Source organism: Janthinobacterium kumbetense (assembly GCF_023703445.1).
Classification (GTDB): Bacteria; Pseudomonadota; Gammaproteobacteria; order Burkholderiales; family Burkholderiaceae_D; genus Janthinobacterium; species Janthinobacterium kumbetense.
The window spans coordinates 182,032-199,574 of the sequence record NZ_JAMQGR010000002.1; the positions used below are offsets into that span (position 1 = coordinate 182,032).

Annotated in this window: 16 protein-coding genes; 5 read left to right on the forward strand and 11 right to left on the reverse strand. The window is 61.0% G+C overall.

The annotated features are described in order from the left end of the window. Positions 1–9: 9 nt before the first annotated feature. The 3 genes from NCG91_RS08210 to NCG91_RS08220 all read right to left on the reverse strand — a co-directional run bounded on the left by NCG91_RS08210 (position 10) and on the right by NCG91_RS08220 (position 5,260). Complete coding sequence (locus NCG91_RS08210; RefSeq protein ID WP_251349347.1) at positions 10–459, reverse strand: HIT family protein; 450 nt, start codon at positions 457–459, stop codon at positions 10–12. Beyond that, a complete protein-coding gene (locus NCG91_RS08215) occupies positions 459–4,499 on the reverse strand; it encodes a DUF3683 domain-containing protein (RefSeq protein ID WP_099665683.1) in 4,041 nt (1,346 codons plus the stop codon). The genes NCG91_RS08210 and NCG91_RS08215 overlap by 1 nt, the downstream gene beginning before the upstream one ends. A 269-nt stretch (positions 4,500–4,768) precedes the next feature. Then, a complete protein-coding gene (locus NCG91_RS08220; RefSeq protein ID WP_251349348.1) occupies positions 4,769–5,260 on the reverse strand; it encodes a YqaA family protein in 492 nt (163 codons plus the stop codon). A 201-nt stretch (positions 5,261–5,461) separates the two neighbouring features. On the opposite strand from NCG91_RS08220, the gene ilvA reads away from it, so the two are divergent. The 5 genes from ilvA (at position 5,462) to rapZ (ending at position 10,794) form a co-directional block, all read left to right on the forward strand. Further along, positions 5,462–6,997 (forward strand): threonine ammonia-lyase, biosynthetic, encoded by a 1,536-nt coding sequence (gene ilvA / locus NCG91_RS08225; protein WP_251349349.1) that lies wholly within the window; start codon positions 5,462–5,464, stop codon positions 6,995–6,997. Positions 6,998–7,079: 82 nt separating this feature from the next. After that, on the forward strand, positions 7,080–7,922 hold the full coding sequence (gene queF, locus NCG91_RS08230; protein ID WP_099665686.1) for an NADPH-dependent 7-cyano-7-deazaguanine reductase QueF: 843 nt from the start codon (positions 7,080–7,082) through the stop codon (positions 7,920–7,922). Positions 7,923–8,255: 333 nt separating this feature from the next. Continuing rightward, positions 8,256–8,738 (forward strand): PTS sugar transporter subunit IIA, encoded by a 483-nt coding sequence (locus tag NCG91_RS08235; RefSeq protein ID WP_071079718.1) that lies wholly within the window; start codon positions 8,256–8,258, stop codon positions 8,736–8,738. A gap of 36 nt (positions 8,739–8,774) precedes the next feature. Then, on the forward strand, positions 8,775–9,710 hold the full coding sequence (gene hprK / locus NCG91_RS08240) for an HPr(Ser) kinase/phosphatase (protein ID WP_034753337.1): 936 nt from the start codon (positions 8,775–8,777) through the stop codon (positions 9,708–9,710). 220 nt (positions 9,711–9,930) lie between these two features. Next, positions 9,931–10,794, forward strand: a complete 864-nt coding sequence (gene rapZ / locus NCG91_RS08245; RefSeq protein WP_099665687.1) for an RNase adapter RapZ — start codon at positions 9,931–9,933, stop codon at positions 10,792–10,794. On the opposite strand, the gene NCG91_RS08250 is transcribed toward rapZ, so the two are convergent. The 8 genes from NCG91_RS08250 to NCG91_RS08285 form a co-directional block, all read right to left on the reverse strand. Continuing rightward, a complete protein-coding gene (locus NCG91_RS08250; protein ID WP_251349350.1) occupies positions 10,795–11,880 on the reverse strand; it encodes an enoyl-CoA hydratase/isomerase family protein in 1,086 nt (361 codons plus the stop codon). 128 nt (positions 11,881–12,008) lie between these two features. Then, the gene (gene hpf, locus NCG91_RS08255; protein ID WP_034778388.1) at positions 12,009–12,371 is read right to left on the reverse strand and encodes a ribosome hibernation-promoting factor, HPF/YfiA family; all 363 of its coding nucleotides are present in this window, start codon (positions 12,369–12,371) and stop codon (positions 12,009–12,011) included. A 69-nt stretch (positions 12,372–12,440) separates the two neighbouring features. After that, positions 12,441–13,919 carry an RNA polymerase factor sigma-54 gene (locus tag NCG91_RS08260; protein ID WP_251349351.1) on the reverse strand — a complete coding sequence of 493 codons (1,479 nt, stop codon included), beginning with the start codon at positions 13,917–13,919 and terminating at the stop codon, positions 12,441–12,443. 4 nt (positions 13,920–13,923) lie between these two features. Continuing rightward, positions 13,924–14,679: an LPS export ABC transporter ATP-binding protein gene (lptB, locus tag NCG91_RS08265; protein WP_077398949.1), complete on the reverse strand. Its 756-nt coding sequence runs from the start codon at positions 14,677–14,679 to the stop codon at positions 13,924–13,926. Next, positions 14,679–15,260 carry a lipopolysaccharide transport periplasmic protein LptA gene (lptA, locus tag NCG91_RS08270; protein ID WP_099665690.1) on the reverse strand — a complete coding sequence of 194 codons (582 nt, stop codon included), beginning with the start codon at positions 15,258–15,260 and terminating at the stop codon, positions 14,679–14,681. The genes lptB and lptA overlap by 1 nt, the downstream gene beginning before the upstream one ends. Positions 15,261–15,285: 25 nt before the next feature. Continuing rightward, positions 15,286–15,897 (reverse strand): LPS export ABC transporter periplasmic protein LptC, encoded by a 612-nt coding sequence (lptC, locus tag NCG91_RS08275; RefSeq protein WP_251349352.1) that lies wholly within the window; start codon positions 15,895–15,897, stop codon positions 15,286–15,288. Positions 15,898–15,939: 42 nt separating this feature from the next. Beyond that, complete coding sequence (locus tag NCG91_RS08280) at positions 15,940–16,473, reverse strand: KdsC family phosphatase (RefSeq protein ID WP_077398943.1); 534 nt, start codon at positions 16,471–16,473, stop codon at positions 15,940–15,942. Beyond that, the gene (locus NCG91_RS08285; RefSeq protein WP_369811625.1) at positions 16,473–17,507 is read right to left on the reverse strand and encodes a KpsF/GutQ family sugar-phosphate isomerase; all 1,035 of its coding nucleotides are present in this window, start codon (positions 17,505–17,507) and stop codon (positions 16,473–16,475) included. Before NCG91_RS08285 ends, NCG91_RS08280 begins: the two co-directional genes overlap by 1 nt. Positions 17,508–17,543: the final 36 nt, after the last annotated feature.

Here is a 17,543-nt window from a genome sequence, read left to right on the forward strand (position 1 = left end):
GACAATACTTTATGCGGATAAACGTTGAAGGATGGCGTCGCGCAAGGCCGGCAACAGGGCGCGGCGCGCGGCCAGCACCTCGGGCGCCGTTTCGCGCTGGATCACCGCCCAGCTGGGGTTCGGGAAATGCGCGTCGTCGCGGTAGCGGGGAATCACGTGCCAATGCACGTGCGGCGTCATGTTGCCGAAACTGGCGACATTCACCTTTTCCGGCTGCATCACTTCCCGCACGGCCAGTTCAACTTGCCACACGACTTCCATGACGTAGTTGCGCTCACCGGGCGTCAAATCCGTCATTTCCTTCACGTGCTTGTTCCAGATCACACGGCAAAAGCCGGGGTAGCTAGGGTCGTCGACAGCCACGACAGACAAGCGCTCGCTGCGCCACAGCAAGGTCTCCAGAGCCTGCTTGTTGGCGTAGCCGTCCAGCAAGTTGCACAGATCGCAACTCGTAGACATCACACGAGCACCCGTTCGATGCCGCCGTCATTGGCGCGTTTCACGTAATCCGGCATCCAGTTCTCTCCCAGCAAGTGTTTGGCGATCTCGACGACGATGTAGTCGGCCGTCGTGCCCGAATCGTCATTGTAGCGCGACAAGCCTTGCAGGCACGACGGGCAGCTGGTGAGGATTTTGACGTCGCCCGTGAAACCGTCGCCGCGCAGCTTGTCGGCGCCCTTGACCATCTCTTCTTCCTTGCGGAAACGCACTTGCGTGGAGATGTCCGGGCGCGTGACGGCCAGCGAACCCGATTCGCCGCAGCAACGGTCATTCTTCTCGATCTTCACGTTGTCTACCGTGCTGATCAGGGAATTGATGGTCTTGCCCGATTCCTGCAGCTTCATCGGATTGTGGCATGGCTCGTGGTACATATAACGGGTGCCGTTGACGCCTTCCAGCTTGACGTTTTTCTCCAGCAAATACTCATGGATATCCATGATGCGGCAGCCGGGGAAAATCTTTTCAAACTGATACGTCGCCAGCTGGTCGTAGCAAGTGCCGCACGACACGAGCACCGTCTTGATGTCCAGGTAATTGAGCGTATTGGCCATGCGGTGGAACAGGACGCGGTTATCCGTCATCATCTTCTCGGCCTTGTCGAACTCGCCCGCGCCGCGCTGCGGATAACCGCAGCACAGGTAGCCCGGCGGCAAGACCGTCTGCACGCCCACTTCCCACAGCATCGCCTGCGTGGCCAGGCCCACTTGCGAGAACAAACGTTCCGAACCGCAACCGGGGAAGTAGAACACGGCTTCCGTATCGGCCGTCGTCGTCTTCGGATTGCGGATGATCGGAATGACCTTGTCGTCTTCGATATCGAGCAGCGCGCGTGCCGATTTCTTCGGCAGGTTGCCCGGCATTTTCTTGTTGATGAAGTGGATCACCTGCGCCTTGACGGGCGGCTTGCCCGTCGATGGCGGCGGCGCTTTGGTTTGCTTCTTGGCAAATTTCTTCAGCAAGTCGTGGCCCAGGCGTTGCGCCTTGTAACCCCAGCCGATCATGACCTTGCGCGTGGCGTTGATGGTCACGGGATCGGTGGCGTTGAGGAACATCATCGTGGCCTTGGTGCCCGGATTGAAGCTCTTCTTGTCCATCTTGCGCAACAAATTGCGCATGTTCATCGACACATCGCCGAAGTCGATATTCACCGGGCAAGGCGTCACGCATTTATGGCATACCGTGCAGTGGTCGGCCACGTCCTCGAACTCTTCCCAATGCTTGATGGAAATACCGCGGCGCGTCTGTTCTTCGTACAGGAAGGCTTCGATCAGGGACGAGGTCGCCAATATCTTGTCGCGCGGCGAGTACAGCAAGTTGGCGCGCGGCACGTGGGTCGAACACACGGGTTTGCACTTGCCGCAACGCAAGCAATCCTTGACGCTGTCGGCGATGGCGCCGATATCGCTTTGCTGCATGATCAAGGACTCATGCCCCATCAGGCCGAACGATGGCGTGTAGGCATTGCGCAAGTCGGCGCCCATGCCCGGCAGGTTCAGCAATTTACCCTTGTTGAACCGGCCTTCCGGATCGATGCGCTGCTTGTAGCTGCGGAATTCGCCGATCTCTTCTTCCGTCAAAAATTCCAGCTTGGTGATGCCGATACCGTGTTCGCCGGAAATCACGCCATTGAGCGAGCGGGCCAAAATCATGATACGGCCCACGGCTTCGTGGGCGTCCTGCAGCATTTCGTAATTGTCCGAGTTGACGGGCAAGTTCGTGTGCACGTTGCCATCGCCCGCATGCATGTGCAGCGCGACGAACACGCGGCTACGCAAGATGCGCGCGTGAATCGCCGTCGCCTCGTCCAGGATCAGCTTGAACGCGGCGCCGTTGAAGATCTGGCGCAGCTGGGCGCGGATCTCTTGCTTCCAGGTAATGCGCACGGTGCGGTCCTGCACCACGTCGAACAGGGTGGCGTCCGGCTGCGTTTCCAGGCGCGCATCGAACACGGGCAGCAAGCGTTCCATGCCCAGTTCGGCCAATTCGCCTTTCACGTCCGCCAGCGGACGGTCCAGCTGGGCCAGCAGATAGGTCCAGCGGCTCGTCACTTGCGCCAACAGCTGCTGCGCCTGCTCGGCGCGGTCGCCCAGCATTTCCGCATCGTCGACCCGGTCGTCGGACGCATCGTCGCTCTTGCCTACTGGCAAATTACCCTTGCCAAAGAATTCGCTGAGGGCCTCGGCCAATTGCAGTTTATTCTTGATCGACAACTCGATATTGATGCGTTCGATACCATCCGTGTATTCACCCATGCGATTGAGCGGGATCACGACATCTTCATTGATCTTGAACGCATTCGTGTGCTTGGCGATCGCCGCCGTGCGAGCCCGGTCGAGCCAGAATTTCTTGCGCGCTTCCGGGCTGACGGCGACAAAGCCTTCACCCACGCGGGTGTTGGCGATGCGCACCACTTCCGATGCCGCTTGCGCGACGGCATTTTCATCGTCGCCGACGATGTCGCCGAACAGGGCCATTTTCGGCAGCACGCCCCGCTTCGACTTGGTGGCGTAGCCGACGGCGCGCAGGTAGCGCTCGTCCAGATGCTCCAGGCCCGCCAGGCGGATGGTCGTGTATTGCTCGCCTTTCGCTGGCAAGCCGTCGAGGTAATCCTTGATTTCCACGATCGACGGGATCGCGTCGCGCGCCTGGCCGAAGAATTCCAGGCAGACGGTGCGGGCGAACTTCGGCATCTTGTGCAGAATCCAGCGCGCCGACGTGATCAGGCCGTCGCAGCCTTCCTTCTGGATGCCCGGCAAGCCGGCGAGGAATTTATCGGTGACGTCCTTGCCCAGGCCTTCCTTGCGGAACTTGCGGCCAGGAATTTCCAGGATTTCCGTCTTGAACGGCGCGTTTGGTTTCGTCGCGTCGCGCGTGCTCGGGTGACGCCATTCCAGCTGGAAACGTGCCAGTGCGATATCGTGGATCTTGCCCAGGTTATGGTCGAGGCGCGTGACGTCGAGCCAGTCGCCGTTCGGGTCGACCATGCGCCACGAGGCCAGGTTGTCCAGCGCCGTACCCCACAGCACGGCTTTCTTGCCGCCCGCATTCATGGCGACGTTGCCGCCGATGCAAGAGGCGTGCGCCGACGTCGGGTCGACGGCAAACACGAAACCAGCCTTTTCCGCCGCTTCCGACACCTTGTTCGTGATCACGCCGGCGCCCGAATTGATGGTCGCGTATTCGTGCGTGAGGCCCGGCAAGACCGTCATTTCCACGGCGCCCAGGGTGATGAGTTTTTCCGTGTTGATGACGGCCGACATCGGCGTCAGGGGAATCGCGCCGCCCGTGTAGCCGGTGCCGCCGCCGCGCGGGATGATGGTCAGCCCCAGCTCGATACAGCCCTTCACCAGGCCGGCCATTTCCTCTTCCGTGTCGGGCGTGAGCACGACGAACGGGTATTCCACGCGCCAGTCGGTGGCGTCCGTCACGTGCGACACGCGCGTCATGCCGTCGAAGCGGACGTTATGCTTTTCCGTATAGCGTCCCAGTACCTTGACCGTGCGTTTGCGCAAGTCGTAGGTCTTGCGGAATTCGTCGCCAAAGTCGGCCACGGCCTTGCTGGCCGCTTTCAGCAGCAGCTCCACGTTGGCGCTGCGCGCTTGCGCCACTTCCGGCGCTTCGCCACTGGCGGCCACGTCGCCGCCGGCCGCGTCGATGGACAGGCGGCGCTTGTCGACTTCGGCCAGGCGGTGATGCAAGGCATCGATCAAGCCCTGGCGGCGCTTCGGGTTGTCGAGCAAGTCATCCTGCAGGTAGGGATTGCGGCGCACGACCCAGATGTCGCCCAGCACCTCGTACAGCATGCGGGCCGAACGGCCCGTCTGGCGGGCGCCGCGCAGCTCGTCGAGCAGGCGCCAGGAGTCCTCCCCCAACAGGCGTATGACGATCTCGCGATCGGAAAACGACGTGTAGTTATACGGGATTTCGCGCAGGCGGCTTGCTGCGGGACCATTCGGCGTTTCTGCCAGTAAAGCTTGGATATGTGCGGGAGCGTTCATGGAGTGTGGTGACGATGTGGACTGGACCCTAAAGGCCCATTTTATCTTATTGCGCCGCACCATGCGGGAACAGCCTTATGCCGCCCAAGGTTTAAGCACCGCACCCGTCACCATAGCAAATACGGAAAAGCCCTATTTTGCATGAATAAAAAATCAGTGTTGATCATTTTTCGACGCAAAAATGCCAAGAATCAGAGTCTGCTGCAAACTATCGAACTGCCCAAAAATGGGGCAAAACGGCGTTGCATTACGCCCCGTTTGCGCCCACTTTACGCCAGCATTTGTCCAATCCGGTGCCATACGCCATCGGGCACGTTCAGCAGCAAGCCCGTCATGGTCAGGTAGCGCGCGCACTTGCCGACGGCCATGTAGGCCACGCTGGGCCAGAACGGCAGCTTGAGCCAGCCGGCCAGGGTGCACAGCGGGTCGCCCACGATGGGCAGCCAGGCCAGCAGCATGGTCTTGGCGCCATAGCGGGCCAGCCAGCGGAACCAGCGCGTGTCGCGTTCCTTGGCAAACGCCTGCTTGGCCCGGTAGCCCATCCAGTAGTCGACGACGCCGCCCAGGGTGTTGCCCAGGGTGGCGACGCCGATGGTGGCCCAGAACAGCGCGGGATTGGCCTTGATGACGGCAAACACGGCTGGTTCCGAGCCGAGCGGCAAGAGGGTGGCGGAAATAAAGCTGATCAGAAAGACCGATGTCAGCCCGACTTCCGGTGCGGCGATCAGCTGCAGCAGCCAGGCGATTGCGGATTCGATCATGGAACACTTCGCGATGCAGTAAGGCTCTCCATTATAATGAAGAGCAGCTTGCGCGCCGCACAATCCGCGCCGGCCGGCACAGGCCTACCCGCCCGCAGTTCCACAGAGCATTATTGTCGCCAGGCTATCCGCCGCGGCGCCGCCGCTATCGCCCGACACGCTCCAGACCCTTTCTGGCCCAGAATCACTTGCTTGCAGACTATGAACATCGACTACCTCAAGAAAATCCTGACCGCCCGCGTCTATGACGTCGCTACCGAAACGCCGCTGGAACTGGCCCCTGCCCTGTCGCAACGCCTGAACAACCAGATTTACTTCAAGCGCGAAGACATGCAAAGCGTGTTCAGTTTCAAGATTCGTGGCGCCTACAACAAGATGTCCAAGCTGAGCGAAGCGGACCGCAAACGGGGCGTGATTTGCGCCTCGGCCGGCAACCACGCCCAGGGCGTGGCCCTGTCGGCCGCGCGCATGGGTTGCCGCGCCGTCATCGTCATGCCGACCACCACGCCCCTGGTGAAGGTCGAGGCGGTCAAGGGGCGCGGCGGCGTGCACGTGGAAGTGGTGCTGCACGGCGAGTCGTACACGGATGCCTACAACCATGCGCTGACCCTGGAAAAGGAACAGAAGCTGACCTTCGTGCACCCGTTCGACGATCCGGACGTGATCGCCGGCCAGGGCACGATCGGCATGGAAATCCTGCGCCAGCACGCCGGCCCCATCCACGCCATCTTCGCGCCCATCGGCGGCGGCGGCTTGATCGCCGGCATTGCCGCCTACGTGAAACAGATCCGTCCCGACATCAAGATCATCGGCGTACAAAGCGTCGATTCGAACGCCATGGCCCGTTCGCTGAAAGCGGGCGAGCGCGTGACCCTGAACGACGTGGGCCTGTTTGCCGACGGCACGGCCGTGCGCCTGGCCGGCGAGGAAACCTTCCGCCTCGTGCAGGCGTATGTCGATGAAATCATCACTGTCGACACGGACGCCATCTGCGCCGCCATCAAGGACGTGTTTACGGATACGCGCAGCATCCTGGAGCCGTCCGGTGCGCTGGCCATCGCCGGCGCCAAGGCCTATGTGGAACGGGCCAGCCTGACCAAGCATCCCGTCAACAATGAAACCCTGATCACCATCGCCAGCGGCGCGAACATGAATTTCGACCGTTTGCGCTTTGTCGCGGAACGGGCCGAACTGGGCGAATTCCGCGAAGCCGTGTTTGCCGTCACCATGCGCGAACAGCGTGGCAGTTTCAAACGTTTCTGCTCGCTCATCGGCGCGCGCAACGTGACGGAATTTAATTACCGCATCAGCGATGAAAAAGCCGCGCACGTGTTCGTCGGCATCCAAATTGCCGACCGACATGAATCAAGCGTGCTGGCGAAGACTTTCGAGGAACACGAATTCAAGACCCTGGACCTGACCCACGACGAGCTGGCCAAGTCGCACATCCGCCACCTGGTGGGCGGCAAGAGCCGGCTGGCGCAGGACGAGCTGCTGTACCGCTTCGAGTTCCCCGAGCGCCCGGGCGCCCTGATGCGCTTCCTCGACAGCATGGCGCCGAACTGGAATATTTCCCTATGTCACTACCGCAGCCAGGGCGGCGACGTGGGCCGCATCCTGATCGGCCTGCAAGTGCCGCCCGATGAAATGGGAGAATTCGCCCGCTTCCTCGATACCCTGGGCTACCGTTACTGGGATGAAAGCAGCAATCCCGTCTATAAGCTGTTCCTGGGGTAAGCATCACCTCCCGGCGGCGGCTACTCGTCGTCGGGAGAATTAGGCTACCATGCGTGCTTGACTGAATTCACGCCACACGACCATGACCACCACCAACGACCTCGCCGAACAATCCCCGCTGGGCAAAAGCTCCGCCTACCGCACCGATTACGCGCCGGAACTGCTGTTTCCCATTCCCCGCCAGGGCAAGCGCGACGAGCTGGAATTGCGCGGTACATTACCGTTCTTCGGCCTCGATATCTGGAATGCGTATGAGCTGTCGTGGCTGAACCAGCGCGGCAAGCCGCAGGTGGCGATTGCCAAGGTCAGCGCGCCGGCCGATTCGCCGAACATCATCGAATCGAAGTCGTTCAAGCTCTATTTAAATTCGTTCAACCAGACCAGGCTGGACAGCCCGGATGCGCTGCTGGCCCTGCTCAAGCAGGACTTATCGAAGGGCTTCGGCGCGCCCGTGCAAGTGGAACTGACCTTGCAGGACGATTTCGGCAAGCTGAAAATGGGCGAATTCGACGGCGTGCTGCTCGACCGCCTGGACCTGGAAATCACGCAATACACGCCCTCGCCGCTGCTCTTGAAGGCGGCGCTCGATGAAGCGCCGGTGGAAGAAAAACTCGTCTCGCATTTGCTCAAATCGAATTGCCTGGTGACGGGCCAGCCCGACTGGGGCAGCGTACAGATCGAGTACGCAGGACCGCAGATCGACCAGGAAAGTCTGTTGCGCTACCTGATCGGTTTCCGCGAACACAACGAATTCCACGAGCAATGCGTAGAGCGCATCTTTGTCGATATCTTGCGTCAGTGCAAGCCTCAAAAACTGTCCGTGTATGCGCGCTACACGCGCCGTGGCGGCCTCGACATCAATCCCTGGCGCAGCAACTTCAGCACCGGGGCGATGCCGGGCAATCTGCGCAATGCGCGCCAGTAACGCCAAACAACACCCCGCAACCATGCCAACAGGAATGTTGGCTGTGTTTTAAAACAACGTTGCAGTAGTGCCGCAGAGCATGTCAAAGACGCTGAAAAATCGGAAAATCGGCATTCGGCGGCGGAAAAACCGGCGCACCGCGTGTTTTTAATCAAGAAATAGCCGATACACGCCGATGTTATTTTTTTGCTAAAATGATGACCATGTGGGCTGTAGCGCCCACTGCGCCCGCAGCGGGCGTATACTGTTGAGAATTGGCGTTACAGGCCGCCGAAACAGGCCTATAATTCGGCTCGCAAGCCCTCTGCGCATTGCACCATTTCATTGAGTGTCATGACTAATCTTAGCAAAATATTATCCCTCGAGAACGTCCTGCTGGACCTGGAAGTCTCCAGTAAAAAGCGCGCCTTCGAGCAAGCCGGCCTGATCTTCGAAAACAATTACGGCATCGCCCGCTCTACCGTCTCGGACAATCTGTTTGCCCGCGAACGCCTGGGCTCGACCGGCCTGGGTCATGGCGTGGCCGTGCCGCATGGCAGAGTCAAGGGCAGCAAAACCTTGAAAGCGCCCCTGGGCGCCTTCGTGCGCCTGGCCGAGCCGATTCCATTCGAATCGCCCGATGGCAAGCCCGTCAATCTGCTGTTTTTCCTGCTGATTCCAGATCATGTCACCCAGCAACATCTGGAAATCCTGTCGGAAATCGCCGAAATGTTTTCCGACGACGCCTTCCGCACGGCATTGGCCACGGATCCGGAACCGAAATCCGTGCATTCGCGCATCGTCAATTGGCAACCCAGTCTGCAAGCGGCAGGTTAAACTTCAGGTATTCCTCCACTCCTGAAGAAGACTGCCATGTTGCAAACGCCGCTGACGATACAACGCCTGTACGACGATAATCGTGAAAGTCTGCAACTGGGCTGGTTCGCCGGCTTCCCCGGCGGCGAGCGCCTGATCTCGGGCGACGTCTCGTCGGCCGCCGACCAGGTGGGCCACTTGAACCTGATCCATCCGGGCCGCATCCAGGTCTTCGGCCACCAGGAAATCAATTATTACCAACGCCTGAAGGTCAACACGCGCACCCACGTGATCGGCGAACTGATCGCCGGCGGTCCGCCCGCGCTGATCATCGCGCAAGGGCTGGAAACGCCGCCCGACATCCTCGCCATCTGCGACGAACAAAACATTCCCCTGTTCTCCACCCCGCTGCCGGCCGCGCAAGTGATCGACTTCCTGCGCGTCTACCTGTCGAAAAAACTGGCGCAACGCATCATCATGCATGGCGTGTTCATGGACGTGCTGGGCGTGGGCGTGCTGATCACGGGCGACTCGGGCCTGGGCAAGAGCGAGCTGGGGCTGGAACTGATCTCGCGCAGCCACGGCCTGGTGGCAGACGACGCCGTCGAATTCTCGCGCATCGCGCCCAACATGATCGAAGGCCGCTGCCCGCCCCTGCTGCAAAACCTGCTGGAAGTGCGCGGACTGGGCTTGCTCGATATCAAGGCCATCTTTGGCGAAACGGCCGTACGCCGCAAGATGCGTTTGAAGCTGATCGTGCATCTCGTGCGCCGCAACGCGCTGGAAGAAGAAGTCGAGCGCCTGCCTTTCCTGTTCCCCACGGAAGACGTGCTGGGCTTGCCCGTGCGCAAGGTCGTCATCCCCGTCGCCGCCGGCCGCAACATCGCCGTACTGCTGGAAGCGGCCGTGCGCAATACGATTTTGCAACTGCGCGGCATCGATACCTTGCAGGAGTTCATGGAACGGCAACGACTCGCCATGAGTGGCGATTAATGTTGCCAAGGAGTTCGCCCTTGCAAGGGCGAACCGTTACGCAGGCGGAGAGCCATGCTCTCCGCAACCCCTGCAGCACCAGAGATTGGCAATCAGCGGGGATTAATCAGCAAGAAGCACGCCCTCTTTTGTTTAACCAATACTACAGTCCAAATTGCAATAATTTGTAAAGATAGTTGCCCTGGGAGCGGAGCGCCGGTCTTTATTGTATGATCGGGTTATGCATATCGTCCTTATCACCGGAATATCCGGCTCCGGTAAATCCGTCGCGCTCAATGTGCTGGAAGATACCGGTTACTATTGTGTCGACAACCTGCCACCGGCCTTGCTGCCCAGCCTGGTGCAGACCCTGCTCGACGAAGGTACACCGCAACTGGCCGTCGCCGTCGATGCGCGCAGCGCCGAGTCGCTGACCAGCCTGCCGCACAATGTGGCCCTGCTGCGCGACCAGGGGCACGACGTCAAGGTCATGTTCCTGACAGCCACCACGCATTCGCTGGTGGCCCGCTTCTCGGAAACGCGGCGCAGCCATCCGCTGTCGCACGAATTGCGTCCGAACCAGAATCCGGCCAGCCGCCGCACCCTGATCGAGTGCATTTCGGAAGAGCGCGAACGCCTGTCGACCATCGAACAGCTGGGCCATGTGATCGACACGTCGGAACTGAGCGCCAACAAGCTGCGTGCCTGGATCAAGGATATCGTCGCCTCCGAACGCGCGCCGCTGACCCTGTTCTTCGAATCGTTCGCCTTCAAGCTGGGCGTGCCGCTGGACGCCGATTTCGTTTTCGACGTACGGGCCTTGCCGAATCCCTATTACGACCTGGCCTTGCGCCCCCTCGATGGACGCGACGCACCCGTGATCGCCTTCCTCGACGCGCAGCCCAGCGCGCTGGAACTGCTGGCCGACATCCGCGCCTTCATCGAGAAATGGCTGCCGTCATTCAAGTCCGACAACCGCAGCTACCTGACGGTAGCCCTCGGCTGCACGGGCGGCCAGCACCGCTCCGTGTACATGGCGGAGCGGCTGGCGCAATATTTCGGACCCAACGAGCGCGTGGTTCTACGCCACCGCGAGCGCAGCTAGTTAATCGAGGTGGCGCAGCGGATGCGCCGCAGCCGGCCAGACGGGCGTAAAGAAGCGCGCCACCATGGCCGCGTCGACTTCGTCCAGGCTGGCGGGGTTCCAGCGAGGGGCATTGTCCTTGTCGACCACCAGCGCGCGCACGCCCTCGAGCACTTCGCCATGTTCGAAATTATGGCGTACCACCGTGCGCTCCAGGCGCAGGCAATCGGCCACGCCCAGGTGGGCGCCCCGCTGCAGCAATTCCAGGGTCACCGACATCATCAAGGGCGAACGCAGGCGCATGGCCGCCAGCGCCTTGGTGGCGAACGCGCCGTCGTCCTGCGCCAGCGAGGCCATGATGGCCGCCACGGAGCCGGCGCTGAAATGGCGGTCCAGCGCTACGCGCGCCGTGGCCAGGGGAGAAACGCCTGCCTCGGCCTGGAATGGCGCCGCCAGCGCCTTGATGGCCACCGGCAAGGCCTCGCCCGGCGTCGATTCAAACAGGTCCAGCAGCGCCCCCATCTGTGCTTCGGGCAGGTAGACATCGGCCAGGCCCGTGTACAGGGCGTCGGCCGCGTTGATCGTCAAGCCCGTCAAGCCCACGTACAGGCCCAGCTGGCCAGCCAGGCGGGACAGGAAATAACTGCCGCCCACGTCCGGGAACAGGCCGATATTGACTTCCGGCATGGCCATGCGCGTGCGGCCCGTCACGATGCGCAAGCGGTTGCCTGGCCCGGCTTGCGCCACGCCCATGCCGCCGCCCATCACCACGCCATCCATCACGGCGATATACGGTTTCGGGTAGAAATGAATTAAATGATTTAAAGCATATTCTTCCGTAAAGAAATCTTCCAGCAAGGCGCTGCCGCCTTGCGGCGTGGCCAGACCCGCATCGTAAAAGAAACGGATGTCGCCGCCGGCGCACAGGGCCTTGTCGCTGCTGGAGCGGATCACGACGGCGTCCACCTGCGGATCGTCGCGCCAGGCCAGCAGGGCCGCGCTCAGCGCGCGCACCATCTCCAGCGACAGGGAATTCAAGGCTTTCGGACGGTCGAGCACGATGTGCCCGGTGCGGTTGCGGATGGAAGTCTGGACGAAGTCGCTCATGGCAGGCAGGAAAGAAGTGAAAGTGCGAATATTCTAATGCCTGCGCGGGGAACATTGCGTTCCGCTGGGCGCAAAAAAGGGCGCAATGTGCGCCCTTAGTTGATCACAACTGCTGGAAGCGGGTGGCCTTAGACGGCGACGACGGCTTCTTCCTCGGAGTTGTCTGGCAGATGCTTGATCGCCTCTTTACCGTGCCCTTGCACTTTGGTTTTGTATTTCATCACTTGCCTATCGAGCTTGTCGATCAGGGTATCGATCGCGGCGTACAGGTCGTGCGCCAAGCTTTCCACATAGACAGTCTTGCCGCTCAAACGCAGGTTGACTTCAGCCTTTTGACGTTTTTCTTTCTCTTTGAGGTTATCCACGGTCAGAATCACGGCGATATCGATGACTTGATCGAAATGACGTTTCACGCGCTCCAGCTTCGTTTGTACGTATTCACGGATGGCTGGTGTCACTTCGAGATGATGTCCGCTGATGGTGAGATTCATACACACTCCTAAAGATGATCGGGTTCGTGCGGTCCATCCTATCCGGCCCGCAGAGGAACCGAAAAAAACTTACAAACACTTACGCAGGCTCACTGGCGGAATTTTTAATGCTTCCCGGTATTTGGCAACAGTACGTCGCGCAATCACCATGCCTTGTTCCCCCAGCATGTCCGCAATCTTACTGTCGGATAAAGGATTTTTAGGGTCTTCTGCTCCTGTCAGTTGCACGATCAATGCCCGTATCGCCGTCGATGACGCTTCGCCCCCCGCTTCGGTGGCGACGTGGCTACCAAAGAAATATTTCAACTCGAACATGCCGTGCGGGGTCAGCATGTACTTTTGAGTTGTTACCCGCGAGATAGTACTCTCGTGTAAACCCAGTGTATCAGCTATTTCACGGAGCACAAGGGGGCGCATGGCAACGGCCCCATGCGAGAAAAAGTTCTTTTGTCTTTCTACTATCGCCTGCGCCACGCGCAGGATCGTGTCGAAGCGCTGGCGCATATTCTTGATCAGCCACTTGGCTTCCTGCAACTGTGCGCCCATGGCGCCCTCCCCCTTGCCCTGCTTGAGCAAGTTGGCGTACATGGCGTTGACGCGCAGGCGCGGCATGACGTCGTTGTTCAGGGTGACTTGCCAGCCATTGCGCGCGCGCTTGACGACGACGTCGGGCACCACGTAATCGGACACGTCCGAGGCGAACACGGCGCCCGGATGCGGATTGCACTGGCGAATCACCGTCTGCGCTTCGCGCAAGTCTTCATCGTCGCAATCGAGGGCTTTTTTCAGCTTGTTGAAATCGCGCTGGGCAAACCAGGCCAGGTGCTTTTCCACGATCACGAGGGCCATGCGCCGCGTCACCATGGCGATGTGCGGCAAGCGCTTGATTTGCAGAGCCAGGCATTCGGACGCGTTGCGCGCGCCCACGCCCGGCGGATCGAAACTTTGCAGCAGCGACAAGGCCGTGCGCATCTCGTCGGCGTCGATTTCCAGCTCTTCCGGCAGGCGCGCCAGGATGTCGTCGAGCGACTCTTCCAGGTAGCCATTGTCGTCGAGCGCGTCGATGATCAGCTCGACCAGCGCGCGGTCGCGCAATTCGAGCACCGTCACGCGCATCTGCTCCATCAGGTGTTCGCGCAGAGTGCAGTGATGGGCCTCCAATTGCGGACGCGAATCTTCGTCGTCGGGCGCCTTGCCCCGGCTCGCCTCACTCCAGTCGCTGTCGCCGCCATCCGCGGCGGCCGGGCTGTCGCCCCCCTCGCCGTCAAACGCTTCCGCTTCGGCCGGCGCTGCGGGCGCCTCCTGGCCTGGTGGCTGGGGCGGCGCTTCGGCCGGTGCGGCCGTGGAGCTCAAGGCCCCGTCGGACAGCAGGCGCAGCGAGCGGTCGAGCGGATCGTCGAGGCGTTCGAGCAAGGGATTGTCCGTCAGCAATTGCTCGAGTTCCTGGTGCAATTCCAGAGTAGACAATTGCAACAGGCGTATCGATTGCTGCAACTGCGGCGTCAGTGCCAGGTGCTGCGAAGTGCGCAGCTGCAATGATTGTTTCATTGGCTTACATGCGGAAGTGTTCGCCCAGATAGACCCGGCGTACCGACTCGTTCGCAATGATGTCGTCGGGGCGTCCCGACGCCAGCACCGAGCCCTGGTTGATGATGTAGGCGCGGTCGCAAATACCCAGCGTCTCACGCACATTATGATCGGTAATCAGCACGCCGATATTGCGCTCCTTCAAGAAACGCACGATGCGCTGGATCTCGATCACGGCGATCGGATCGACGCCGGCGAACGGCTCGTCGAGCAGCACGAAACGGGGATCGGTGGCCAGCGCGCGGGCGATTTCCACGCGGCGGCGTTCGCCACCGGACAGGGACAGCGCCTGGTTCTCGCGCAGCTTTTCAATCTGCAAGTCGGCCAGCAATTTATCCAGCCGCTCCTCGATCTCGGCCTTCGTCAGCGGACGGCCTTCGACGGTCTGGATTTCCAGCACGGCGCGGATATTGTCTTCCACCGTCAGCTTGCGGAAGACGGACGCTTCCTGCGGCAGGTAGGACAGGCCCATCTGCGCGCGGCGGTGGATCGGCAGGCTGGAGATATCCACGCCGCTGATATCGATGCTGCCGCCATCGGACGGCACCAGGCCGACGATCATGTAGAACGAGGTGGTCTTGCCGGCGCCGTTCGGGCCCAGCAAGCCCACCACTTCGCCGCATTCGACTTGCAGCGAAACATCATGCACGACTTGCCGCTTGCCATAGGTTTTTTGCAGCCCGCGAACGATCAGGGTGCTGCCGCAACGTGTATTTTCCATTATTTCTTTCCTGGCGCGGGCGTGGCCGGCGCTTTCTCCGCTGCCGGCGCCTTGGTCTTCGGCTGGATCACCATGCGCACGCTGCCGCCATCGGCGGTGCTGGTGCCGCTGTTGGAATTTTCCATCGCAAATTCTTCCTTGCGGCTGTCATACGAGATGAAAGCGCCATTGGCCACATCGGTGACTTTCGCGCCTTCCAGGCGCGTCAGCTTGGCTCTGGAAAACAGTTTCACCACTTCCGTCTTGTTGTCGTATTCCACGCGCTCCGCTTCGCCTTCGACCCACAGGTCGCCCGCGCCATCGCGCTTCTGGCGGAAGGTCGCAAGCTTGCCGGGATCGGCCCAGAAGGTGATGAACTGGTAGCCTTGCGGGTCTTCCGTGATCAGGGCCCGGCCCGCCTTCATGGTCAGGGTCCCCTTGACCAGCACGACGTCGCCCGTCAGGGTGCGCACCTGCTTGACGTCATCGACGTGGCCGCTGCGTGCCGTGATGACGGCTTCCTTCTCGGAATCGGCCTTCTCGGCATGCGCCACGCCCATGATGGCCAGCGAAAATACGGTCAACAGCAAGATGTTCTTCATAGTATGGTTTCCTTGTTTCATTCTGTCATTTTGCCGCCGCGGCCGGGCGCGGTTTCGGCGGGAGGACCATGCGCAGCGCATTCTGCACTTCCACCACGCCGGTGGCGTTATTCGCCTTCATGCCGATGCCATTGATGCGCGAGGCGCCCGTCAGGATATCGACAGGCACGTCCGTTTCCATTCTTTCCTCGTCCGGGAACACCGTCAGCGCTTCCGTCTTGACCGTCAGGTTCTGCGCCTTCGGACTGGCCACGCGGTCGATCACGACCTTGCGGTGCAGTTGCAGCCGGGTATTGTCCTGGTCGATATGCGCCTGTTCCGCATTCATGTTCATCGGCGGCATGCCTGGCGTGAGCTTGCGCACGAAGGGCTGGTCGATATCGGACGAATCGTCCAGCGGATAATGCGTGAGCTTGGTGCCCGACACGATATAGCTGGGCTTGCCCGTCAAGTCCATGCGCACCATGCTGAAATTGGTGATGAAATAGTCGGGTTCATCCAGATGCTTGCTGGCCGTGATGTCCTGGCCATTCTTGTTCATCACCTCGAGCAGCCAAAAGCTGCCCAGCGCGACGACAACCGCGCCCAGCACGGTAAAAATCATGCGCCAGCGATGGGCGCCTCCTGGCTTACGCATAGGGCTTCACTCTTTCAAAGGTCACTGGCGAGGCGGCGCGCCTCACTCCAGGAACGGCGCCATGACGCGCGCATAGTTGTCCTGGGCGCGCAGCAGGAATTCGCAGATCTCGCGCACCGCGCCGCGGCCGCCGCCGGCCTGCGTCACATGGTGGGCCAGGCCCTGCGCCTCCGGACGCCCGCCCGGCACGCTGACGGCAAAGCCCACGCGCTTCAGGATGGGCGCGTCGATGACGTCGTCGCCGATATAGCCGCATTGCTCTTCCGTCAAGCCCGTCAGCGCCAGCAATTCGCGAAACGGCGTCAGCTTGTCGTGGCCGCCCTGGTGCACATGGGTAATGCCCAGGTCTTGCGCGCGGCGCGCCGTGATGGCCGAGCGGCGCGCGCTGATGATGGCCGTCTGCACGCCCGATTCCTGCAGCAGCTTGATGCCCAGGCCATCATACACATTAAACGTTTTCATCATCTCGCCGTCCGGGCCGAAATGCAGGCTGCCGTCGGTGAGCACGCCATCGACGTCAAAGATCATCAGTTTGACCTTGGCCGCCCGCGCCAGGTTGTCCGCCACGCTGTCCATCAGATCACCTTCGCTTGCGTCAGATCATGGATATGCAGCGCGCCCACCAGCTTGCCGTCGGCATCGACGACCAGCATCTGGTTGATGCGGAACTGCTCCATCACGGCCACGGCGTCGACGGCCAGGCGTTCGGGCGCGATGCTGCGCGGCTGCGCATGCATGACGTCGCGGATCGCCACTTGCGTGAAATCCTGCACGCGCTCGAACATGCGGCGCAGATCGCCATCCGTAAACACGCCCACGGGGCGGTTGTCCGCGTCGACGACGGCCGTCATGCCCATGCCTTTCTTGGTCATTTCCTCCAGCGCCTGCAGCAAGGAAGCGTCCACGGGCACCTTGGGTACGCGTTCGCCGCTGCGCATGACGTCATGCACGTGCGTGAGCAAACGGCGGCCCAGGGCGCCGCCCGGGTGCGAGCGGGCGAAATCTTCTTCCTTGAAGCCGCGCAAGTCGAGCAAGGCCACGGCGATCGCGTCGCCCAGGGCCAGGGTGACGGTGGTGCTGGCCGTCGGCGCCAGGTTCAGCGGACACGCTTCTTTCTCAACAGAAATATCCAGGTGCACGTCGGCCAATTGCGCCAGGCTCGAATTGGGCTTGCCCGTCATGGAAATCAGCACGCCGCCCATACGCTTGACGACGGGCATGATGGCCATCAGTTCCGATGATTCGCCGGAGTACGATATGGCAATAAAAGCATCGTCCGAGGTGACCATGCCCAGGTCGCCATGGGCCGCTTCGGCCGGATGCACGAACAGGGCCGGCGTGCCGGTGGAAGCGAGGGTGGCGGCAATCTTGCGCGCAATATGGCCGGACTTGCCGATGCCGGAGACGACGACTCGTCCCTTGCATTGCAGCAACATCGCCACGGCGCGGCCCACGCTGTCGTCCGTGGCCAGGCGCGCATGCAGCGCAACGATGGCGTCGGACTCGATCTGCAAGGTGGTGCGGGCCAGCGCGACAGCGCGCTCGGTCGTCGCTTGCATGTCAATTCGATCAAAAGCTTTCAGCATTGTTTTTTCATGGGTTACACTCATGCCCAAAGTATAAACGAATTAGGAAAGCAAAAAACT